A 21,814-nucleotide genomic window follows, 5' to 3' on the forward strand; every position below is an offset into this window, starting at 1 on the left:
CGCCCACCGTTGTAGTGCTCGCCCGGACCGGCGGCAACCGGGATTCGAAAACGCCTGGAGCAGAACAGATCTATCCCGCCCCTGCCTCGCGGACGCGGACGACGACCTTGCCCTTGGCGGTGCGATTCTCCAGCGAGGCGACCGCTGCGGCGGCCTCCTCCAGCGGATACACCTCGGGCTGCGGGGCTGCGAGCTTGCCGGAGATCAGCAATTCGGCCAGCCCGTCCCACTGCTGACTCAGCGCGCCCGGGTGGCTCATCGTCCAGGCACCCCAGCCCACCCCGACGACGTCGATGTTGTTCAGCAGCAGCCGGTTGACCTTGACAGTGGGGATCTCACCACCGGTGAACCCGACCACCAGCAGGCGGCCGGCCGGGGCCAGCGAGCGCAGTGAGTCGGTGAAACGGTCGCCGCCGACCGGGTCCATCACGATGTCGACGCCCAAGCCGCCGGTCAGCTCGGCGACCGCGTCCTTGAATCCGTCCGCCAGCACGACGTCGGTGGCGCCGGCCGCCCTGGCGATGTCCGCCTTGTCCTCGGTGCTGACCACCGCGATCACTCGGCTGGCGCCCAGCGCCGGGGCGAGCCGCAGGGTGGAGGTGCCGATACCGCCGGCCGCGCCGTGCACCAGCACCGTCTCCCCGGCGGCTAACCGCGCGCGCACTTTCAGCGCGAAATACACGGTCAGGTCGTTGAACAGCAGCCCGGCGCCCGCCTCGAAGCTGACGTTGTCGGGCAGCGGGAACACCCGGTCGGGGGTTAGCGCCACCGTCTCGGCCATCGCGCCGGTAATCATCGTCAGGCCGAGGACCCGGTCACCAGCCTTGACCGGGGCGCCATCGGGCGCCGAGCGCACCACACCGGCGATCTCGGCGCCGAGGGTGAACGGCAGCTCCGGCTTGTACTGGTAGAGCCCGCGGGTCAGCAGGGCGTCGGGGAAGGCCACGCCCGCGGCGTGGACGTCGACCAAGATCGTGCCCTCACCCGACGGTTCGTCGATCTCGACCAACTGCACCGACTCCGGACCGGCCAGCTCGGTCACCCTTATCGCCCGCATCGCACCTCTATCGCTCGTTCGGAACGTCAGTGTTTCACGACGCCGGCACAGGGATTTTGAGAACGCTCTGGGAGCGGAGCTTTGACCGAATCGTCGCTCTCAGCGCCCTCTCAACGGAGCCAGGCCTACGGAGACTCAATGGCGAGCAGCTCGACCTGCAGTTCGCCGCGCGGCGTGGTGTAGGTGACGGTCTCGCCGGCCTGCCGCCCGACCAACGCCAAGCCCAGTGGACTGTCGGAGGTCAACGTGGTGTCCTCTTCGCCGGCCGGCGTTTCCTCCAGGAAGTGGACGATCCGCATCTGGATCGGCTCGTCGCCGGGGAACCGCAAGGTGACCTTCGTACCGTTGGGCACTTGGCCCGGGGTGTCCGCATTTCCCCCGGCCAGCAGCCAGGTCAGCCGGTTGATCTGCTCGTCGATACCGGCCAGATCCTCGGAACGCTGCAGCGCGTCGGCAGCATCCCCACGGTCCCCGACGGTCTCGGCGTCGCCCTGCAGTTCGGCGCGAAGTTGATCACGACGAGTGCGTAGCTCGGCGAGCTCCTCTTCGATCCGATCGCTTTCCTCACCGGTGAAATTCGTGTCCTGACCCATGCTCGACAAGGTACCCGCGGGGTTGCCTTCCAGATGCTGTCTTGTCCGCAACCGCCGATTTCGATGCCGCGCCGTGCGCGGATCGCCCAACTGGCCGGTCCGTCCCGTGCGACCCCCAATCGAGGCTCGATCAAGCTGCGCGGCAAGAGATTACTGAGCGCTGATAGCCGAGGCGGCGATGGCCGGTCTGTCGGAATCGGCACTGCGGCTCCGAGCAGGTGCACCACGATGTCGCGGCAGCACCGCCGCGGTAGGGTCCTGACGTGGTAACCCGCGATCATGGCGACCCAGGCGATGCGCCCTCGGTTCCGCCGCCGCTCACCGATATCGCCGACGCGACCCGCCCCTCGGCGGCCGAGGAGGCGCGCAGCATCGCCGAGTCGACCAACACCGCGACGCTGGCCTCCCTGACCGCCACCGGCGATCCATGGGCCTCGTTCGTCACCTACGGGCTAGTCGGCGGCGCGCCAGTGCTGTGCGTCTCCAACATGGCCGAACACGGCCGCAACCTGCTCGGTGATCCTCGCGCCAGCCTGGCCATCGTTGCGCCCACCAGCGACTCCGATCCACTCGCCAGTGGGCGGATCACGCTGGCCGGTGTCGCCGAGCGCCCGAGCGGAGACGAACTACTGGCGGCGCGACAGGCGCACTTGGCGGCCGTCGCGGCCGCCAAGTACTACATCGACTACTCCGACTTCACGTTGTGGGTGCTGCGAGTTCAGCGGGTGCGCTGGGTGGGCGGTTACGGCCGGATGGATTCGGCGACCGCGGCCGACTACGCCGCGGCCGCGCCGGACCCGGTTCGCCCGAACGCCGCCGGGGCGCTGGTACATCTCAACGCCGACCACGCCGACTCCCTGGTGGAGATGGCGCGGGCGCTCGGCGGCTATCCCGACACGACCGTCGCGGTGTGCACCGGCATCGACCGGTACGGGCTGGACCTTCGCGTGGAGACTCCGCGGGGCATGGGGTACACCCGGGTCGGGTTCGGTGCACCGCTGTCGTCGGCGGACGAATTACGCTCGGCGTCAGTCGATCTGGTCGCGCGCGCCCGGCGCGGGTGAGCTAGCCGCCGAGTTCAGCGACGGCCATATCGAGGGCGGCAGCCTGCTCCAGCAGTTCACGATCGGACAGCTGCTCGGCACCGGCCTGCTCGATCAGTTCTTCGCGAGTGACGACCTGTAGCGCGCCGCGGTACTGTTTGGCACCCAATGCTGATGGGTCGAGAATCTCGATGCGGCCCTCGACGAGGACCATTACCGCATCCGTCGGGCTGTCGAGCAGTCGGCGAACGTCGTCGGCAGTGATCATTAAGGTGCCTCCTCTAGTGATGTCTGTACTCATCATGCGGGCAGGCTTCGGTTCACTGCCAGACCCAGGAACACCGCAATCGTGGCAATCAGGACAGCCAGGCGCAGCCATCCGGTGCCGGCCGGGGCGCTCACCGTCTGATAGCCGACCTGCTGCAGCACCGAGTCGTAGCTTTTGTTGAGCTCATCGACGTTGGTGGCCTTGTAGCTCTGGCCGCCGGACAGTTGCGCGATCTGCTTCATCTGCCTGTCGTCAGAGGGCACCGGGATGGTGTCGTCTTTCAACTTGACGACCCCGCCCTGGGTGCCGAAGGTGATGGTGGAGATCGGCACGCCTTGGTCCTTGGCGGCCCGGGCGGCGGTGAAGGCTCCCCGCGGATTGTCGGGGTTGGCCGGCTTGTTCTCGCCGCCGTCGGACAGCAACACGATGCGGGCCGGCGGTGGGGTCGCATCGCCGGCGCTGAGCACCGTCGAGACGGTCTGGATGGACTCCAGTGCGGTGAAGAGGGCCTCCCCGGTGGCGGTCTGGTTGTCCGGCTGCAGTTTGTCCAGTGCGGTGACGGTGGCACCGTGATCCGGCGTTGGCGAGACGAGCAGGTTCACGTTGCCGCCGAAGGACACCAAGCCCAGATTCACGCCCGGTGTCAGCTGTTGCGCGAAGGTCTTCGCCGCGTCCTGCGCCGCCCGCAGTCGGGTCGGGGGAACGTCTTTGGCCTGCATGGACTGTGAGACATCGATGACCAGCATCACGACGGCCCGGTTGCGGGGGATGCGCGCCTGATGGGTGGGGCCGGCCAACGAGAAGACCAGGAACAGCAGGGCGACCATGGCCAGCACAATGGGCAAGTGCCGCAGGCGATGTGGACGCTTCGGCGTGAGGCGGACCATTGCCGCGGGATCGCCGAACTGGCGCAGGCGTCGGCGCCGTTGAATCTGCACGGCGGCGTACAGCGCGACCAGCGCGACGGGCACCAGCGCCAGCAGCAGCAGGCCCGGATGCGCCAGTCCGGCCAGAGTCAACGACCCGATGCCGGGCAACGTCATCACGCTCGACCTACTCCTATCGTCACTACTCTCGGCTAGTCATCAGAAATCGTGGCTAACGTGTCCTTTGTACCGGCGGAAGTTGAGAGGTGGTTGCACAGGCTGTGAATTCGCTGTCCCTTTCTGGCTTCGCAACCCCGTGGTTGTTCTTGTATCTGTTGATCATCGGCGTCGCCGTCGTGGTCTACGTGCTCATTCAACGGGTGCGGGCCCGGCGGGTGTTGCGCTTCGCGAACATGGCGCTGCTGGAGCAGGTCGCCGCCGGACAGAAGCCCCGGCGGTGGCGACACCTGCCGGCGGCGTTGTTGGTGGCGGCATTGGCCTTGTTGACCACCGCGATGGCCGGCCCGACCCACGACGTGCGCATCCCCCGCAATCGCGCCGTCGTCATGCTGGTGATCGATGTCTCGGAGTCGATGTCGGCAACCGACGTGGCGCCCAGCCGGATCGAGGCCGCCCGCGAGGCGGGTAAGCGTTTCGCCGACCTGCTCACGCCGGGCATCAATCTGGGCCTGGTGAAGTTCTCCTCCGGCGCAACGTTATTGGTTGCCCCGACGATCGACCGTGACCAGGTCAAGCAGGCAATCGACAAGCTGGTGCCCGAGCCGCGCACCGCCACCGGCGAAGGTATTTTCACTGCGCTACAGGCGATTGCCACCACTGGCGCGGTGATGGGCGGCGGTGACGGACCACCGCCCGCCCGCATCGTGCTGGAGTCTGACGGTAAGGAGACGGTGCCGCCCGACCTGGACGCCCCGCGCGGTGCCTTCACCGCCGCCCGCGCGGCCAAGGAACAGGGCGTGCCGATCTCGACGATCTCGTTCGGCACTCCAAACGGGGTCGTCGAAGTCGACGGTCAGCAGATCCCCGTTCCCACCGACGACGCATCGCTGGCCACGATCGCCGATCTCAGCGGCGGCCAAGCCTTCCGCGCGGAGAGCCTCGGTGAACTGAACCGGGCGTATTCAACCCTGGACCAGCAGATCGGCTACCAGGTGGTGCGCGGTGATGCCAGTTCAGGCTGGGTGGCACTGGGCGGGCTGGCGCTGGCGTTGTCCATCGGCGCGGGGATCCTGGTGAATCGCCGACTGCCCGCGTGACGCATGCCTGACAGCCGAAGGCCTGCCCTTCCGCCTGGATGATCGCTCCACCCATCGAATTCACAGCACATTCCTAGGTGTTGTGCAGCGTTTGCCTTCGCTGAACGGTCGGATTCCCGGCCAGCCTGCGCCGGCGCGGCAAGAACTCGAGGGTGAGCAGGACGACAAGCGCCGAAGGAATATGGCGTAGCGATACGAGCACATACCGCCGTCGTCCTAGCGCATGGAATTTACCCAGGTAGCGGTAGAGGGCCTCGAGTCGGATCAGCAGGCTTCCCAAAGAGATCACCCGGTAATAGAAGTCCTCGAGCGACGTCCGCTGCCGCTCATCGAACAGCTCGGGAAAAGCAGCGAAGGCCAGCGAAAGCCTTTGAGTTCCTTGGCCCTTGCACCACTCGATCATGTCGACGGTCAATCGCTCATCGATGCCGTTTGGCGAGCCGGGCCGGCGCCAGGAGACGTCGAGGGACACATCGCTTCCGCCGCCGGCCACCAGGTAGCGTTGGAAGCCTTGGATCCTTCCCGTTCGTTCACGCCCGATCATCAACAGAACGCCGGGGTATCGGCCCTCCAAAGCGGCGTCCAGGATCATCGAGAACCCCCGCTCCCAGCGGGCGCCGCGGTGCGAGGCGTAGAGCACCTCTGCCAGTTCGGCAGCCACCGCAGCATCCAACTCCCGTTCGGCTACCAGTTCCGTCGTCATACCGCGGTTGTGGGTACGCGAAACAGCCTGTCGCAAATTGCGATAACGCCGTCCCACCATGTCGAACCGCTGGACCTCCACGACGACGTCGCGCCCGAACGGGATCGCCGTAAGCGCCTGGCCGAGAATCCTGGCGTCGCGCCACAACGCAAGTCGATTCTCCCCGCATCCCAGCACCATGATGCGCCAGCCTCGGCTTTGACACATCGCGGCGAAATCGACGACCAAATCTGCGAACGCGGTGTGCCGTCCAACCGGGTCACCGCTGACCACCGCGAAACCCAGCCGGGCGCGATAGGCCACCGCAGCGGTGCCGTCTGAACTGAAATGGTGGCTCTTCTGCGAGTGCATTGCGAAGGGTGCCAATGGATCTCCGCGTGTCTTACCGATGAGCTTCCACACCTGCGGAAGAAGCTCAGGATCCGGCCGTGATCCTATCGGCCACACCAACGCGGCACCCCCGGCAACAAGGAGGGAATCTCCTAGCAGCCGAAACGACATCAGATGCAGGCCCAGGCCACTGACCAACAGTGCCATCGCTGCCATCGAGTGGCGCGCGGAGACCGGTCGCCCGAGGTAGATCCCACGGGCAATCAGCATGACCACCAACGTCAAAGTGATCAGCCATTCCGATCGGCTGACGAGATGGTGATGATTACCGCGCCGGCCGTCTGCCAGGAGGAACACCAGCCAGGAGAAGCCGGCGATCACCGTAATGGCGGCGAAGCGGCGCGCCCGGCGGGATTCGATATCGACCAGCACCCGCTGGCGCACAACGGACTTCACCATTCTGATGTTGCGCGCACCGCAGTATGGGGTTCCACCACTACCCCTTCCTTGGTACGGGCCCTCCTGCATCCGGAAACGGCTTCGCGAGATCGCCCACCCATCCGATCAGCCCTAGTGGTGCAGCAAACAGGGCCTTTGGCCTCTCCAAGGGAAGCCGATGGTCACGAGTTGGCCTGCGACCCGGCCACTGCGGCGTTTGCCACACCGTTCGGCCTGCAGACACCCGAGCGCCGCTGCACGACCGCAAGTCCGCCGTCGCCAGGGGCGTTGGCGATCCCGCGTGAGTGATAGGCCTCACCCGGCGCACTGGTTGGCTCAAAAGTGAATTCGCGCAGCAATGTTCGCAGGGTCACGCGCATCTCCATATTGGCGAACGCGGCCCCTATGCACCGGCGGATGCCGCCGCCGAAGGGAATCCAGGTGTAGTTGTCCGGTGGGCTGCCGACAAATCGGTCTGGGTCGAATGCCGATGGGTTCTCGAACCGGTCACGGTTAGCGTGGGCCGCGGCGATGCTGACGATCACGACACACTTCTCCGGGATCACCCACTCGCCCAACCGCATGCGCTGCAGAGTCAGCCGGGAGGTGCCGTCGATGACGGGCCGCGTCCGCTGCACTTCCCAGATCGTCGCCTGTTGCAGTTCGGAGCCGCCGGCGTCGACTTCCTCGGTCAGCCGGTCCAACAGGCGCGGGTGCCGGCGCATGCGCTCGACCAGCCAGGCCAGAGTGGTCGCCGTGGTCTCGTGGCCGGCGGTCAGCAGAGTCAGCAGTTCGTCGGCGACATGGCGATCCGAGATCGCGGATCCGTCTTCGTAGCGTGCCCGCAGCATCAGCGAGAGCACATCAGCGCGCTCTTCGAATGCCGGGTCGTTGCGGGCGTCGGCGATCAGCGAGTCGAAGATCTCGTCGTAGCGGCGCCGGTAGCGCCGCATCGCGCCGCCCGGGCTGCGCGGGCCATAATCCCGACGGAATAGCTTGGGCAGAATGGCCAGGCGGGAGCCGACCACCACCGCCTTGGGCAGCGCTTCGCGCAGCTCATCGAACGCCGCGCCCTCGGCGCCGAATACCGCACGCAGGATCGCGTTGAGCGTGATGTGCATCATCGACGGCAACGTCTCGAACTCGACCCCGTCGGGCCAGCCCGCGATCTCGCGCATCACCTCCTCTTCGACGATGGCTTCATAGCCCTGCATCCGCTTGCCGTGAAACGGCGGGACCAGCAGTTTGCGCCGCTCGCGGTGTTCGTCGCCGTCCAGGCTGAAGGTGGAGCCCGGACCGAGCACCTCACCCAGGTTTGTCGCCCGGCCCACCAAGTCGCCGCCGGTGGTGAACAGGTCCTTGACCAGAGACGGCTCGCTGATCAGCACGGCCTTGCCGAAGATCGGCAGGTTCAGGGTGACCGCCGAACCGTAGCGCCGCGTGAGATCGCCGACTGCCGCCCGCCGGGAGCTGACGAACTGCAGCCCCTGGATCCATCTTGGGGTGTGCGGACCGGGGGGCAGTCGAATCGGATCACTCGTCACCTGCGCCATCGTCCTCATCCCTCCACTTCGGTACGTGACCGTACCGGACACGGTACGCCGATGTACCGAACGACACAACGTGGGTCTGGCGGGGTCGTCGCAGTACTGTTGGTCGTCGGGGCCTCATACGACGGCCAAGAGGAGTAGTCACTGATGTCTGGCACCGACGAGCGGCAGGCCCTTGCGGAGGCCGGCGAGGAAAAGGGCTGGCACCGCCGGGAAAGCGATCGCGTCGATGTCTACCTCCGCGACCGCTACCGGGTCAGGGTGATCTGGCAGGGCGCCGACAAGATCAGCGGTGCGTCGTTCTTCGACAACGAAATGTACGAGACCTACACCCGCGACCTGGCCAAAGTCCGTACCTGGCTGAAGAAGTAGCCGCACGCGACTCAACCGCCGCGGGGTGGTCCGAGCAGTGCGATGGCGGCATCGACCGCCTCGTCGGTGACGTCGCTCATCCGGCCACCGCTCTCGACGGTGACCGCCGTCAGTTCTCTCAGGCCCCCGATCAGCATGAGCGCCCGTTGCCGGGACACCGTCGGGATACCGGCGGCGCGCAATTCCTCGGTGTCGGACAGAGTCTGGACCATCGTGATGAACGATTCCGTGACCTCGCGCTGCAACTCGCGGGCCGCCATGCCAAGCGCGGGCAAGTCACGGATCCAGCTCAGCATCACCGCTGGCCGTGACTCGGCATTGGCGACCCATGCCTGCACCGCCTGCCTGATCTGCACCTCCCACGGCAACGCCGGGTCGACGGCCGCCGAGATCGTGCCGACGGCACGACGATTGGTGTCGGCGAGCAGCGCGACCAGACACGCTTCGCGATCGGTGAAGTACTCGTAGAACGTGCGCCGGGAGGTTCGCGCGCGGCGGACGATTTCGGCAACCGTGGTGGCCGAGTAGCCGATGTCGGTGATCGAGGCGGCCAGGGCGTCGACGAGCCGCTGACGCGGGTTCGACGGAAGACGGTCCGAAAGCGGTGCTGCGGATTTCGCCGATTCCACCAACTTCACCGTTTGTACACCCTGCCTTCCCCTCCGCATGCCGATGGTACTGGCGTGCCTGGCACTAAAGTGGAAGATCGTGTCGGACATTGGTTTCTCCCGGTACGTCGCGATCGGCGACAGCCAAACCGAGGGCCTGTGGGACGGCGATGACACCAGTGGTGTGATCGGATTCGCCGACCGGCTCGCGGCCCTACTGGACACCCGCTATCCCGGGTTGATGTACGCCAACCTCGCCATTCGGGGTAAGCGCGTGATCGACGTTCTCAATGACCAACTGCCACAGGCACTGGCGATGGAACCCGACCTGGTCACCGTCTGCGTGGGCATGAATGACGTGACCAGACCGGGCAGGACGTTCACCGCCGCGATGGCCGATCTCGACGACGTCTATCAGCAGCTCTCCGATTCCGGAGCGACCGTGGTGACGACACTGTTCCCCGACGTCGCCAGGATGCTGCCGGTGGGCCGGCTGATCGGTTCACGAATTCAGCAGGTCAACGACATCATCAGGGATGCGGCCGATCGGCACGGTTTCGGATTGGTCGATCTTTACCACGCCGAATCGATGAACGAGCCGTCGATCTGGAGCCACGACCGCATGCACGCGTCGACAAGGGGTCACATCCTGTTTGCCGAGGCCGCCGCCGAAGCACTGAAACTTCCGGGCAGCAACCATGATTGGGCGCAACCCAGCGGTGAAGAGATCCAGGACAGCTTCTGGGAACGGATGTACGCACAAGCGCAGTGGACCCGCGGTCTGCTGATTCCCTGGGTGTGGCGCCACGCGCGCGGCCGGTCATCCGGAGACGGCAGGGTTCCGAAATATGGTGAGCTGCAACCGGTTTCCGAGCGCGTGCGGGTGGACCACCAGACCGCCTAATCGGCCTGATGTGACGCAGCTCACACCCGCTTCGGGACTGCGGACTCATCACTGATATCGATTGGTCTGAAAACGCCGACGGCCCCGACCTGCATGGGATAGTGGCAACACGAACGAACGGCGAGCCGCAGTTGAACGGTGGGGGGAAACCGTGATTGGTAGGCGCGGACCTGATGACTGACCGCAACGGCGCACCGCCCGGGTGGTTCCAGTCCCGAGTCCGGCACTGGCAGTACTCGCCACCGCTCAAGACTGCGTTCACCGTGACGATTGCCCTGTTCGCCGTGGTCGTGGTGGTCGTCCTCATGCAGTTCCGCGGCGATTTCACGCCCATGACCCAATTGACGCTGATCTCGCAGCGATCCGGCCTGGTGATGGACACCGGGTCAAAGGTCACCTACAACGGGGTGCAGATAGGCCGAGTCACCGGCGTCAACCCCGTCGAACGCGACGGCGTCACCAAGGCCAAGCTGTCGTTGGACGTCGACCCGAAATACATCGCGTTGATCCCGGCCAACGCCATCGCGGAGGTCCAGGCGAGCACTGTGTTCGGCAACAAGTACGTGTCCTTCCGCAGCCCGCCCGATCCGACCAAGCAGCGTATTTCCAGCAAGGACGTGATCGACGTTTCACACGTGACGACCGAGTTCAACACGTTGTTCGAGACGCTCACGTCGATCTCGGAGAAGGTCGATCCGGTCAAACTGAACCTGACTCTGTCGGCGGCTGCCGAAGCGCTGGGCGGGTTGGGCACCAAGTTCGGGCAGTCGATCGTCAACGGCAATGCCGTCCTCGATGACATCAACCCGCAGATGCCGCAGATCCGCACCAACATTCAGCAGCTGTCCAAGCTGGCCGATGTCTACACCAAGGCCAGCCCCGACCTGTGGGACTTCCTCGACCACGCGGTCACCACCGCCCGCACCCTCAACGGGCAACAGAAGGACCTCGACGCCGCGCTGCTGGCCTCCACCGGCTTCGGCAACACCGGCGCCGACATCTTCGAACGCGGCGGCCCCTACTTCGTACGCGGCCAGGCCGACCTCATCCCCACCGCCAAACTGCTGGACACCTACAGCCCCGAAATCCTCTGCACAATCCGCAACTACGCGACATCGAACGCCAAGGACAGTGCCGGGGGCAATGGCTACTCGATCGATTTCCACATCGGTCTGACCGGCGCCCCCAATCCGTACGTCTATCCCGACAACCTGCCGCGGGTGAACGCCAAGGGTGGCCCCGGCGGAGCGCCCGGCTGCTGGCAGCCGGTCACCCACGACTTCTGGCCGGCACCATTCCTGGTCGCCGACTATGGCGCATCCTTGGCCCCGTACAACCACTTCGAGCTCGGCCAGCCGATCCTCACCGAGTACGTCTGGGGACGTCAGGTCGGCGAGAACACCATCAACCCCTAAAGGTTCAGCACCGCGGCGAGTTCGCGCAGCGCCGGACGCGGGTCCCAGGCCGGATCTCCGTCGCCGAGCACCTGCACCACCACGTGGTCGGCACCGGCATCGAGGTGAGCGGTCACCGACGCCGCGGCCTGTTCCACGGAGCCCTGCCCGACGATGCGGCCGGCCAGCCGGTCCGAGCCACCGCGCACCAGATCCGATTCCTCGAAGCCCTGCCGAAGCCAGGAATTGCGGTAGTTCGGCAGGCCCGAATAGACCTCGAGGTGCAGGTGCGCCCGGCGCAGTTGCTCCTCGGCGCTCTCACCCACGACGACGGCCTGCTCGGACACCACCCATTTGTCCGGCCCCAGGATCTCCCTGGTGGTGGCGGTCTGTTCGGGCAGCACCAGATAGGGGTGCGCACCGTCGGCGTGGGTGCCCGACAGCTCGATCATCTTGGGGCCCAGCGCTGCGAGCAGCCGGGTCGGCCGTCCCGAGCCCGGCTCGACGAACTCCGGTAGCCCAGCCATCCGGTCCAGGTAGCCCCGCATGGTGGCCAGCGGCTTCTCGTAGGTGCCGCCGAGCATGTTCTCCACCAGCGGACCGTGGCTGACGCCGAGACCGAGAATGAACCGCCCCGGGTAGGTGGCGTTCAGGCTGCGGCCGCCGCCTTCCGCGATCGTCGCCAACCGAGCGTGGATGTTCGCGATGCCCGTGCCCAGCACCAGTCGCTGCGTCCCGGCCAGAAATACCGCCGACTGCACCATGGCGTCCTTGAGGCCGACCTCGGGGATGAACAGCGAACCGTAGCCGAGTGCTTCGATTTCCTGGGCAACCTCGACGGCCGCGGGCATCGGCCAGCTCTCGCTGGCCCACCACACGCCGATGCGGGACGGGAAGTCGACGGTCGGGCGATCAGTCACGGGCCACTCCTGGTTCAGTCGTCAGCAAGAGATTCGATGCGCAATGTGTCACCCGTCAGCATGGCTATCGAACTGCGGAGCTCCTCGGCGGGGGTGGGTGGCGGCAGCGCGTCGTGCGGACCGACCCGAAACGCGTCGACCATCAATGCGGCGAATCGGCGCCAGGCATCGGGCGCGTGCTCGCGGGTGGCTTCGAGAACTCCGGTGTTGGCCAACAGCATCACCACGATGTCGCCGACACCGATATCCGGGCGCAGCATCCCGTCCTGCTGCGCGCGGGCGATGACCTGGGCGAGCTTGTCCACGGCTTCGGCGGCGCGCTGTTCGATCACCGAGCTGGCCGGAAACGCGGTGGTGAGCAGGGCCCGCAAGCCCGGGTCGGATGCCTGCAGGGCGCATACGTCGTAGACGAGGTCACGAAAGCCGTCCCAGGCCACCGGATTGTTCATGGCCTTCCCGACGGCGTCCTCATAGGAGGTCATGTTGCGCTCGAACGCCGCAATCGCCAGATCGGTGCGGGTGGGAAAGCGCCGGTACAAGGTCGCCACCCCGACGCCTGCGCTGCGCGCCACATCCTCCAAGGGGACTGACAGGCCTTGTTCAGCAAACAGGCGAGCGGCAGCGGTCACGATCCGCTCCCGGTTGCGTTCAGCGTCGGCCCGCAGTGGCCTGGATCGCTCCACACCCCGTTGTGCGCCTGGAATCACCGCTTCAGAATACTCGCCGAAGTGGAGGGTTGCCACCAGTTACGGCTAGGGTTGTGAGCAACAAGTGGTGGCATTCCTCCACTTATCGAAAGGAGTGGAACCGTGGCTATCACCACAGTTCAGCACCCTGCGCACGCGCGTCACGCGCGACCCACGCAGGGCGTACGCGGGAATCCGTGGTGGATTCTCGCCGCCGTGTCAGTCGGCGTCATCATGGTTGGGCTGGACGCATCAGTCGTGGCCATCGCCAACCCCCGCATCGCCACCGACCTCAACGCGTCGTTGTCGGACCTGCAGTGGATCACCGACGCCTACCTGCTCAGCCTGGCGTCGCTGTTGATTTTCGGCGGCAAACTCGGCGACATGTTCGGCCGACGCCTGGTCTTCCTGATCGGCGTGGTCGGGTTCGCGGTGACCTCCGTCGGGATCGGCGTCATCGGCACGGTCGCCGGAGTGATCGCCATGCGCGCGTTGCAGGGCGTGTTCGGCGCGCTGCTGATGCCCAGCACGCTGGCGATCATTCGCAAGGCATTCCCGCAAGAGAAGCTCAACACCGCCATCGGGATCTGGGGCGCCGCGACCGGGGTGTCGGTGGCTGCCGGACCTGTCTTGGGTGGCGTCCTGGTCGAGCACTTCAACTGGGAATCGGTCTTCTACATCAATGTGCCGATCGCGGTGGTCGCCGTGGTCATCGGTGCTGCCGCGATCGTCGAAAGCCGCAGCGACGAGAAGGCGCGACTGGATGTGGCCGGCATCCTGACCCTGTCCGGCAGTCTGTTCTTGCTGGTGTACGGACTGATCAAGGCCCCGGAGTGGGGCTGGCTGGATCCGCAGACCGTGGCCTTCCTGATCGGTGGGGTGGTTCTGATGGGCGCCTTCGTCATCGTCGAACGGCACACCAGCGACCCGATGCTGCCGCTGCGGTTGTTCGCCAACCCGTCGCTGTCGATCGGCGCCGCCGTGGTCACCATCAACTTCTTCGCACTCTTCGGTGCACTGTTCTTCATGACGCTGTACCTGCAGAACCTGCAGGGCTGGAGCCCGGTGGAAACCGGCGTCCGGACTCTGCCCCTCAGCGCGGCGATGATGGTCATGGCCCCGCTGTCCGGTGTCATCACCGAGCGGTTCGGCCCGCGACCGGCGATGGTGGCCGGCCTGCTCGGTGTCGCCGGCGGCCTGGCACTCCTCAGCGGACTGCAGGCCGATTCCGGCTACGGCGCGATCTGGCCGGCCTTCGCACTGCTGGGCACCGGCGTCGGCCTGGTGCTGACCGCGAGCTCGGACGCCATCGTCGGCAACGCGCCGGTCGACGACGCCGGAGTGGCCGGGGGTATCCAGAGCACGTCCGTTCAGCTGGGCGCCGTGCTGGGCACGACGATCCTCGGCTCGGTGCTGTCCAGCAAGGTCGGCTCGACCCTGGTCGACAAGCTGACCGCCGCGGGCACCCCGGCCCCGGTAGCCGAAAAGTTGTCCCCGGCAAAGGAATTGGTCTCGAAAGGGTTGGCTCCGTCAATCCCCGGTGCGCCACCCCAGCTGACGGCCGCGATCGCCGGCGGTAGTCACGAGGCGTTCATGGCCGGCCTGCAGCTGTCGATGTGGGTTGGGGCCGCCGCCGCGGCCGTCGGCGCGGTGCTGGCGCTATTTGTCCGGGGCGGCGGAGCTGTGGCCGCGGCTCGATAGATTCGGGAGATGCCGAGCCTCATCGTTTCGCCGTGATCACCCAGCCCATTGCGGCCGGCCTCTTCCGCGGACTGGCCGAGCTGGAACGGACCGAACGGGGTTGGCTTGCACACCGACTGCCACACCGCGCGCGCGAGCAGTGTGCCGACTCCCAACTGGCGGCCGCAGAAGCGCAACCGTCCGGCGTTCGTCTGGCATTCCGCACTCGCTCGACGGTGGTCGAGGTGGACCTGCTGCGAACCCGGACGGTGCTGACGGGTGTGCCTGAACGCCCGGACGGCACGGTCGACCTGCTCATCAATGGCACGCTCGCCCGCCAGGCGCCGACGAGTGGCGGAGACACCGTGCTGGTCGATCCGGCCTCCGGGCTCACCACCGTCGAGCAAGGCTCGGCCGCGACCGTCCGGTTCGCCGGGTTGAACGCACAGGAGAAGGACGTCGAGATCTGGTTGCCGCACTACGAGCGAACCGAGGTCGTCGCGCTGCGCACGGACGCTCCCGTCGCGCTGTCACCGACCGGACGCCGACCGGTCTGGCTGCACCACGGAAGTTCGATCAGCCAGGGTTCCAATGCCGCCAGCCCGAGCACCACCTGGCCGGCGGTGGCGGCCAGGCTCGGCGGGGTCGAGGTGATCAACCTCGGACTGGCCGGCAGCGCCATGCTCGACCCGTTCACCGCACGCGCCATGCGGGACACTCCCGCCGACGTCATCAGCATCAAGATCGGGATCAACCTGGTCAACGCCGACGTCATGCGGCTGCGGGCCTTCGAACCCGCCGTCCACGGGTTCTTGGACACCATCCGGGACGGCCACGCGGGAGTGCCATTGCTCGTGGTGGGGCCGCTATACTGCCCGATCCACGAGCACACGCCGGGGCCGGGTGCCTTCGATCCGGCTGCGCTCGCCGCGGGGCAGGTCAGATTCCTGGCCACCGGCGACCCGGCTGAGATCGGTCGAGGCACGTTGACGCTTTCCGTCATCCGGGAGCGCCTCGCCCACATCGTGCGGGACCGCGCTGCCAACGACCCCCACCTGGACTACCTCGACGGTCACGACCTCTACGGTCCGCACGACAGTGCCGAACACCCGCTTCCCGACAACCTTCACCCCGACGCGGCCACCCACCAGGTGATCGGCGAGCGCTTCGCCCACCGCGCGTTCTCCGCACTCTGACCGCGGTCCCGCTAGGTGATGTTCCGCCACAGGCGAAGTCGGGCGCCGTGGCAGACTCGATCGCGTTCTGGAGTCTGGGCACGCAGAGGAGCGCCAATGAGCAGCGACGTCAGCTTCGACCTTTCGTCGGTGTTCCGTACCGTCGCCCAGACCCTGCCGGATCGTGAGGCGCTAATCTGGCGGGACAGTCGCTGGACGTATGCGCAGCTGGACGCCCGCATCGACGGCGTCGCGCACTACCTCGCCAGCCGGGGACTGGGCTGCCATACCGAACGCGATCAGCTGGCCCCGCACCAGTCCGGCCAGGACCACCTCGGGTTGTACCTGCGCAATGGCAACCAGTACCTGGAGGCCATGATCGCCGGCTACCGGGCCCGAGTGGCGCCGTTCAACGTCAACTACCGCTACGTCGAGGAAGAACTCCTCTATCTGCTCACCGACTCTCACGCCAAGGCCCTCGTCTACGGCGCCGAGTTCGCCCCGCATGTCGCGTCCATTCGCGACCGGCTGCCCGAACTGCAGGTGCTGATCCAGGTCGCCGACTCCTCCGGTAACGACCTGCTGCCCGGCGCGGTGGACTATGAGTCGATCGTCACCACCCCGGCTCCGTCCGGCGGCATGCCCACCCCGAGCGGCGACGACCTCTACATCCTTTACACCGGCGGCACTACCGGCATGCCGAAGGGCGTGCTGTGGCGTCAGCACGACATCTTCATGTCCGCGATGGGCGGCCGCCCGTTCGGGTCCGACACGTCGCTGGCGTCCTACGAGGAACTCGCCGAGCAGGCCCGTACCAACGCCGGCTTCCGGTCGATCCTGATGATCCCGCCACTGATGCACGGCGCGGCGCAATGGGCCGCCTTCAACATGTTCAGCACCGGCGGGTGGATGGTGTTGCCCGACGACGTCGATCGCATGAACGCCCCTGCGGTGATGAAACTCGCCGAACGTGAACGGGTACTGAGCATTCCGGTCGTCGGCGACGCGATCGCCCGGCCACTGCTCGACGAGATCGAGACCGGCACGTACGACCTGTCCGGCTTGCTGACCATCACGAACGGCGGAGCGCCGCTGTCACCGACGGTACGTGAGCGGCTACTGGCCGCGTTGCCCAACCTGATGGTGCTCGATGCGGTCGGCGCTTCGGAGACCGGGATGCAGATGACCACCATGGCGGCCAAGGGCGTCGAGCAGAAGGCGGCCACCTTCACTCCCCAGCACGACACCGCCATCATCTCGGCGGACTTGCGCACCGTATTGCAACCCGGCGACGGCGAGGGCTGGCTGGCCCGGCGGGCATACGTGCCGCTGGGCTATCTGGGCGACGCCGAGAAGTCGGCACGCACCTTCCCCACCATCAACGGCGTCCGTTGGTCGGTGCCCGGCGACAAGGCCCGCTTCCTTGCCGATGGCCAAATCGAGCTGCTGGGCCGCGATTCGGTGACCATCAACTCCGGTGGGGAGAAGATCTTCGCCGAAGAGGTCGAGCGCGCGGTCGCCAGCCATCCGGCGGTGTACGACGTCGTTGTGGCCGGGCGGCCGTCGGAACGATGGGGCAGCGAGGTGGTGGCCATCGTGCAGTTGGCGGAGGGCTGCAGCGCCACCGACGATGAGCTCACCGATGCCTGCCGCGCCCACATCGCGCAGTACAAGCTGCCGAAGGCCTTCATCCGGACCGAGAAGGTGCTGCGCTCACCCGCGGGCAAGGCCGACTACCGCTGGGCCAAGGAGTTGGCCGTCGAAAGCCTTGCCGCACAAGGCTAATTTGCCGTGGATTGATTCCGCGAACGTAACGTCACGGCGGGAATTCGGGGGGCCAAGGCCCGCCGTGGCGTTACGCTCGACGGGGACCAGACCAGTTAGACCTTCAGATAGCCCTTGTCCGCCGGGATCTGGGCGGCGGTCAACAGCGCCGAGGCATCGCTGGCCAGGAACAGCACCACCTCGCTGACCTGATTCGGCGCGATGAGCGACTCGGTGGGCAGCGCACCCGGAGAGAAGCTGTAGACGTAATGCGGGTGCTTCTCGAACATCCCGTACATCGACAGGTCGTTACCCAGCGTGGTGTCGACACCGTAAGTGTGCACCGAGTTCACCCGGATGCCGAACTCGCCCAACTCCAGCGCGAGCGAATTCGCCAGTCCCACAACGCCGAACTTGCTGGCGCAGTAGTGACCCGCGCCGGGAACGGATTTGATTCCGGCCGAGGAACTGATCGCGATGATCGACCCGCCGTTGCCGGCCTCGATCATCGCCGGGACGGTGGCCTGCACGGTGTTGAAGAACCCGGTCAGGTTGATGTCGATGACCTCCTGCCACTGCTCGGCCGGGATCTCCCAGGCGCGACCCCAGCTCATCACCCCGGCATTGGCGACGACGACGTCTAGGCGGCCGAATTGTTCGATGGCGCTGGCGATTACCCGCTTCTGCCCGTCGAGGTCACGCACGTCGACCCGGTCGGCACTGATCTTGACGCCCTCGTCTTCGACCAAGCGGACGGTCTCGGCGAGATCCTCGGGCTGCGAAGGTTGGTAGCCGATGTGCTTGCCAACCGGCCCGCAGGCATCGATGGTGACGATATCGGCTCCGGCGCGAGCCAGCCGGACACAATGCGCGCGGCCCTGCCCCCGGGCCCCGCCGGTCACATAGGCGACTTTGCCCTCCAGAGGGCGTTCGTTGGTCACGGCCTCACCATACGTTCGCCTGCTTCGTGGATGGTCAGGAATGCGGCAACCTCCCATACCGCTTCTACACGCTATGCACATCAACCTCAGCGGAAAAACAGCATTGGTGACCGGCTCCACCCAGGGCATCGGTCTCGCGATCGCCAAGGGCTTGGCGAGTTCAGGGGCACGGGTTGCGATCAACGGACGCTCCGCGACCTCGGTACAGCGGGCGGTTGACCACCTGGCGGCCACCGTCGACGGCGCCAACCTTGTTTCGGTGCCCGCCGACGTCACGACCGACGAAGGTGTGGCGGCGGTTCAGGCGCAACTCCCCGGTGTCGACATCCTGGTGAACAATGTCGGGATCTTCGAGGCGGTGCCCGCCCTCGAGATCGACGACGAGGCGTGGCGCAGATTCTTCGAGGTCAACGTGCTGTCGGCGGCGCGGCTGAGCCGTACGTACCTGCCGGGCATGATCGAACGGTCCTGGGGGCGAGTCCTCAACATTGCCAGCGACTCTGCTGTGGTGACGCCGGTGGAAATGATCCATTACGGCATGTCCAAGACCGCGTTGCTCGCGGTAACCCGCGGATTCGCCAAGGCTGCGTCGGGATCCGGGGTGACTGTCAACTCCGTCATCGCCGGGCCGACCCACACCGCAGGTGTCGAGGACTTTGTCTATCAGCTCGTCGACAAGGCCCTGCCGTGGGATCAGGCGCAGCGGCAGTTCATGATTGAACACCGGCCCCAGTCACTGCTGCAACGGCTCATCGAGCCAGAGGAGATCGCAAACATGGTGGTGTATCTCAGCTCACCGCTGGCGTCAGCCACCACCGGTGGTGCGCTGCGCGTCGACGGCGGCTACGTCGACTCCATCCTGCCGTGAGCGGCGGCCCGGCAACCTCGCGGCTGACCATCGCGGCGCTGCTGAGTCTCACCGCCGGCACCGGGGTGATCGACGCGGTTTCCTACCTTGGCCTCGGTCACGTGTTCGTCGCCAACATGACCGGCAATATCGTGTTCCTCGGCTTCGCGGCCAATCCCAGCTCCGGGCTGTCGGCATCGCTGGCGCTGATCGCGCTGGCCGCGTTCATGTTCGGTGCACTTCTCGGCGGTGCCGCCGGGCACCGGCTTGCCGGGTCACGGGTGTGGCCGACGTCGGTATTGCTGATTCAGGCAGTCCTTCTCGGCGGCGTCGCGGCGGCGGGTGCGGCACTGGGCATCGCCACGCTGGGCCGCCCGGCTGTCGTCGCGGTGCTGGCGTTCGCGTTCGGGTTGCAGAACAGCACGGCGCGGCGGATGGCCGTCGCCGACCTGACCACCACCGTGCTGACATTGACGGTGACAGGCCTGGCCGCCGACAGCCGCGTCGCCGGTGGACCTGGCGCCAAGCCGATCCGGCGAGTGGCGTCGATCGCCACGATGCTGGCCGGGGCGGCCGCCGGCGCGCTGTTGGTGCAGGTGTCCGTGCCGCTGACTATCGGTGCCGCGGCGCTCTGTGTCCTCGTCGCCGCGGGCCTGCTCGGCATGGACCGTCCGGTCGCGGATTGATCAGCCCGGCCCGAACCGGGCACCGTCGTCGGTGTGATACCAGCCCGACGCGGCGTGCGTTCCACCATCGACGTGCAGCGTCTGCCCGGTGATGTTGCGCGCCATGTCGGAAGCGAGAAAGACTGCAACTGAGGCAATTTCGTCGACATCGCCGAGGCGTCCCAAGGGGACGGCCTGGCTGAGCTCCTGGCGGATCCCGTCCGGGGACAGCGCGAGCAGGCCTTCGGTGATCGTGATGTCGGGGGCGATCGCATTGACCCTGATGTTGTGCGTCGCCAGCTCAAAAGCCGCCGTCCGGGTGTAGTTGATCACCCCGGCCTTGGCCGCGGAGTAGGCCGCGTAGCCGGGTGCGGCGCGCACGCCCTCGATCGACGTCAGCGAGATGACACTGCCGGGTCGCCCGTCGACGACCAGCTGGCGCGCGACCCGCTGCGTGCACAGCAGCACGTGACGAAGGTTCGCCCTGTACAAGGCATCCCAACCGTTTTCGGTGGTGTCCAGCAGCGGGGAGGCGAACACACCGCCGGCGTTATTGACCAAGATGTCCACCGGCCCGAGTTCGTCGCGGGTGCGCTTCAACGCGGCGTCGACCTGCTGCGCGTCACGGACGTCGGTGACGATCCCGAGCACGCCTAGCTCGACTGCGATCGCCGCGCAGGTGTCCGCGTCGCGTTCCCAGATCGCGACCTTCGCGCCGAATTGCGTCAGCCCGGCGGCAATCCCACGTCCAATACCGGTCCCGCCACCGGTCACGACCGCCACCCGGTCGGTCAGCAGGATGTCCGACGGCGCGATCGCCACGGCGCTAACCGCTCCGCGACGGTGTGAGGATGTCGTCGGCGAAGCGGGCGATTCCGTCGAGCGCTTCCCGGGTACGCCGCCACGGCATGACGATCATCCGGTCGATGCCGGCATCAGCCGCCCGCGCGACGTCCCCGGGCGAATCAGCCGGGGCCGATGTGGTGATCTCGGGCTTGCCGGTCCGGCCGTGTTCGGCCCACAGCGCCGACAGCGTCTGCACCGACCCGGGGATCTGGTCCAGGGTGTGGTTCATCGGGATCCAGCCCGACCCGAAACGTGCCACGCGCCGCAGGGCGGGCCGGCCATCACCGCCGACGTGGATCGGCGGGCCGCCCGGCTGGACGGGCTTGGGCTCGAACGCGACGGCATCGAAGTCGAAGAAGCGGCCGTGATGGGAGATGGTCGGCTCGGTCCACAGCGCCCGGCACACCTCCAGCGCCTCGTCGACACGGGCGCCGCGGGTGCTGAAGTCCAGCCCGGTGGCGTCCCACTCCTCACGCAGCCAGCTCGCGCCGATACCGAAGTCGAAGCGGCCGCCCGAGACGATGTCCAGCGTGGTGGCGGCGCGCGCGCTGACGAACGGGTGCCGCAGCCCGATGTTGTAGACGTAAGTACCCATCCGGATCGTGCTGGTCTGGCCAGCCAGGTACGACAGGTAAGCGATCGCGTCGTACATCGGGGTCTGGGACGGGATGGGCGGATGGCTGTCGCCGTGATGCGGGCTGCCCGACATCGCGGCCGGCAGCACGAGGTGCTCGGGCAGCCAGACCGAGTCGTACCCCAGCTCCTCGGCGCGCACGGTCAGATCACGCCAGAGGCCGGGGTGGACGCCACCCAGCGGAATCCCGAACTTCACAGCGCGGATGTTACGCAGCCGGACTCCCCTTCGGAAGTACTACTCTCATTTTATG

22 protein-coding genes are annotated in these 21,814 nt (G+C 66.7%); 10 read left to right on the forward strand and 12 right to left on the reverse strand.

The features are described 5' to 3' along the window. Window positions 1-70 precede the first annotated feature (70 nt). Together G6N38_RS10395 and G6N38_RS10400 are read right to left on the reverse strand one after the other, a co-directional pair. On the reverse strand, window positions 71-1,057 hold the full coding sequence (locus tag G6N38_RS10395; RefSeq protein ID WP_163747456.1) for an NADPH:quinone oxidoreductase family protein: 987 nt from the start codon (window positions 1,055-1,057) through the stop codon (window positions 71-73). Between the two features lie 125 nt (window positions 1,058-1,182). Continuing rightward, window positions 1,183-1,650 (reverse strand): GreA/GreB family elongation factor, encoded by a 468-nt coding sequence (locus tag G6N38_RS10400; protein ID WP_163747457.1) that lies wholly within the window; start codon window positions 1,648-1,650, stop codon window positions 1,183-1,185. A gap of 263 nt (window positions 1,651-1,913) precedes the next feature. Here G6N38_RS10400 and G6N38_RS10405 point away from each other — a divergent pair, with 263 nt between their 5' ends. Then, window positions 1,914-2,714 carry a HugZ family pyridoxamine 5'-phosphate oxidase gene (locus G6N38_RS10405; protein ID WP_163747458.1) on the forward strand — a complete coding sequence of 267 codons (801 nt, stop codon included), beginning with the start codon at window positions 1,914-1,916 and terminating at the stop codon, window positions 2,712-2,714. 1 nt (window position 2,715) lies between these two features. On the opposite strand, the gene G6N38_RS10410 is transcribed toward G6N38_RS10405, so the two are convergent. Together G6N38_RS10410 and G6N38_RS10415 are read right to left on the reverse strand one after the other, a co-directional pair. Further along, complete coding sequence (locus G6N38_RS10410) at window positions 2,716-2,961, reverse strand: hypothetical protein (RefSeq protein ID WP_163747459.1); 246 nt, start codon at window positions 2,959-2,961, stop codon at window positions 2,716-2,718. 32 nt (window positions 2,962-2,993) lie between these two features. Next, window positions 2,994-4,004 (reverse strand): VWA domain-containing protein, encoded by a 1,011-nt coding sequence (locus tag G6N38_RS10415; RefSeq protein WP_163747460.1) that lies wholly within the window; start codon window positions 4,002-4,004, stop codon window positions 2,994-2,996. A gap of 89 nt (window positions 4,005-4,093) precedes the next feature. Here G6N38_RS10415 and G6N38_RS10420 point away from each other — a divergent pair, with 89 nt between their 5' ends. Then, a complete protein-coding gene (locus tag G6N38_RS10420) occupies window positions 4,094-5,104 on the forward strand; it encodes a VWA domain-containing protein (protein ID WP_179968503.1) in 1,011 nt (336 codons plus the stop codon). A 73-nt stretch (window positions 5,105-5,177) separates the two neighbouring features. On the opposite strand, the gene G6N38_RS10425 is transcribed toward G6N38_RS10420, so the two are convergent. Both G6N38_RS10425 and G6N38_RS10430 read right to left on the reverse strand, forming a co-directional pair. Continuing rightward, a complete protein-coding gene (locus tag G6N38_RS10425; RefSeq protein ID WP_163747461.1) occupies window positions 5,178-6,596 on the reverse strand; it encodes an MprF family protein in 1,419 nt (472 codons plus the stop codon). A gap of 161 nt (window positions 6,597-6,757) precedes the next feature. Next, entirely contained in the window at window positions 6,758-8,128 is a 1,371-nt protein-coding gene (locus tag G6N38_RS10430) for a cytochrome P450 (protein ID WP_163747462.1), read from the reverse strand. Window positions 8,129-8,272: 144 nt separating this feature from the next. Here G6N38_RS10430 and G6N38_RS10435 point away from each other — a divergent pair, with 144 nt between their 5' ends. Then, a complete protein-coding gene (locus G6N38_RS10435) occupies window positions 8,273-8,497 on the forward strand; it encodes a hypothetical protein (protein WP_163747463.1) in 225 nt (74 codons plus the stop codon). Between the two features lie 11 nt (window positions 8,498-8,508). On the opposite strand, the gene G6N38_RS10440 is transcribed toward G6N38_RS10435, so the two are convergent. Continuing rightward, window positions 8,509-9,129 (reverse strand): TetR/AcrR family transcriptional regulator, encoded by a 621-nt coding sequence (locus G6N38_RS10440; protein ID WP_246227989.1) that lies wholly within the window; start codon window positions 9,127-9,129, stop codon window positions 8,509-8,511. A 40-nt stretch (window positions 9,130-9,169) separates the two neighbouring features. Here G6N38_RS10440 and G6N38_RS10445 point away from each other — a divergent pair, with 40 nt between their 5' ends. After that, window positions 9,170-10,009 (forward strand): SGNH/GDSL hydrolase family protein, encoded by an 840-nt coding sequence (locus G6N38_RS10445; RefSeq protein WP_163751925.1) that lies wholly within the window; start codon window positions 9,170-9,172, stop codon window positions 10,007-10,009. A 173-nt stretch (window positions 10,010-10,182) separates the two neighbouring features. Next, on the forward strand, window positions 10,183-11,424 hold the full coding sequence (locus G6N38_RS10450; RefSeq protein WP_163747464.1) for an MCE family protein: 1,242 nt from the start codon (window positions 10,183-10,185) through the stop codon (window positions 11,422-11,424). Here the strand turns inward: G6N38_RS10450 and G6N38_RS10455 are convergent. Continuing rightward, window positions 11,421-12,323, reverse strand: a complete 903-nt coding sequence (locus tag G6N38_RS10455) for an LLM class F420-dependent oxidoreductase (RefSeq protein WP_163747465.1) — start codon at window positions 12,321-12,323, stop codon at window positions 11,421-11,423. The genes G6N38_RS10450 and G6N38_RS10455 overlap by 4 nt on opposite strands. A 14-nt stretch (window positions 12,324-12,337) precedes the next feature. Continuing rightward, window positions 12,338-13,066, reverse strand: coding sequence for a TetR/AcrR family transcriptional regulator (locus G6N38_RS10460; RefSeq protein ID WP_246227854.1), 729 nt, complete (start codon window positions 13,064-13,066; stop codon window positions 12,338-12,340). A gap of 66 nt (window positions 13,067-13,132) precedes the next feature. On the opposite strand from G6N38_RS10460, the gene G6N38_RS10465 reads away from it, so the two are divergent. The 3 genes from G6N38_RS10465 (at window position 13,133) to G6N38_RS10475 (ending at window position 17,649) form a co-directional block, all read left to right on the forward strand. Continuing rightward, entirely contained in the window at window positions 13,133-14,710 is a 1,578-nt protein-coding gene (locus G6N38_RS10465) for an MFS transporter (RefSeq protein ID WP_163747467.1), read from the forward strand. 32 nt (window positions 14,711-14,742) lie between these two features. Continuing rightward, complete coding sequence (locus tag G6N38_RS10470; protein ID WP_163747468.1) at window positions 14,743-15,885, forward strand: GDSL-type esterase/lipase family protein; 1,143 nt, start codon at window positions 14,743-14,745, stop codon at window positions 15,883-15,885. Window positions 15,886-15,981: 96 nt separating this feature from the next. Then, window positions 15,982-17,649: an acyl-CoA synthetase gene (locus G6N38_RS10475; RefSeq protein ID WP_163747469.1), complete on the forward strand. Its 1,668-nt coding sequence runs from the start codon at window positions 15,982-15,984 to the stop codon at window positions 17,647-17,649. 95 nt (window positions 17,650-17,744) lie between these two features. Here G6N38_RS10475 and G6N38_RS10480 read toward each other — a convergent pair whose 3' ends face one another. Next, window positions 17,745-18,569: a mycofactocin-coupled SDR family oxidoreductase gene (locus G6N38_RS10480; RefSeq protein WP_163747470.1), complete on the reverse strand. Its 825-nt coding sequence runs from the start codon at window positions 18,567-18,569 to the stop codon at window positions 17,745-17,747. Between the two features lie 73 nt (window positions 18,570-18,642). Between G6N38_RS10480 and G6N38_RS10485 the strand changes: the two genes are divergently transcribed. Continuing rightward, window positions 18,643-19,437 carry an SDR family NAD(P)-dependent oxidoreductase gene (locus G6N38_RS10485; RefSeq protein WP_163747471.1) on the forward strand — a complete coding sequence of 265 codons (795 nt, stop codon included), beginning with the start codon at window positions 18,643-18,645 and terminating at the stop codon, window positions 19,435-19,437. Further along, on the forward strand, window positions 19,434-20,102 hold the full coding sequence (locus G6N38_RS10490; protein WP_163747472.1) for a YoaK family protein: 669 nt from the start codon (window positions 19,434-19,436) through the stop codon (window positions 20,100-20,102). The genes G6N38_RS10485 and G6N38_RS10490 overlap by 4 nt, the downstream gene beginning before the upstream one ends. On the opposite strand, the gene G6N38_RS10495 is transcribed toward G6N38_RS10490, so the two are convergent. Together G6N38_RS10495 and G6N38_RS10500 are read right to left on the reverse strand one after the other, a co-directional pair. Then, window positions 20,103-20,903 (reverse strand): SDR family NAD(P)-dependent oxidoreductase, encoded by an 801-nt coding sequence (locus tag G6N38_RS10495; RefSeq protein ID WP_163747473.1) that lies wholly within the window; start codon window positions 20,901-20,903, stop codon window positions 20,103-20,105. A 4-nt stretch (window positions 20,904-20,907) separates the two neighbouring features. Continuing rightward, entirely contained in the window at window positions 20,908-21,759 is an 852-nt protein-coding gene (locus G6N38_RS10500; RefSeq protein ID WP_163747474.1) for an LLM class F420-dependent oxidoreductase, read from the reverse strand. Window positions 21,760-21,814 lie beyond the last annotated feature (55 nt).

The sequence above is a fragment of the Mycolicibacterium helvum genome (assembly GCF_010731895.1).
GTDB classification, from domain to species: domain Bacteria; phylum Actinomycetota; class Actinomycetes; order Mycobacteriales; family Mycobacteriaceae; genus Mycobacterium; species Mycobacterium helvum.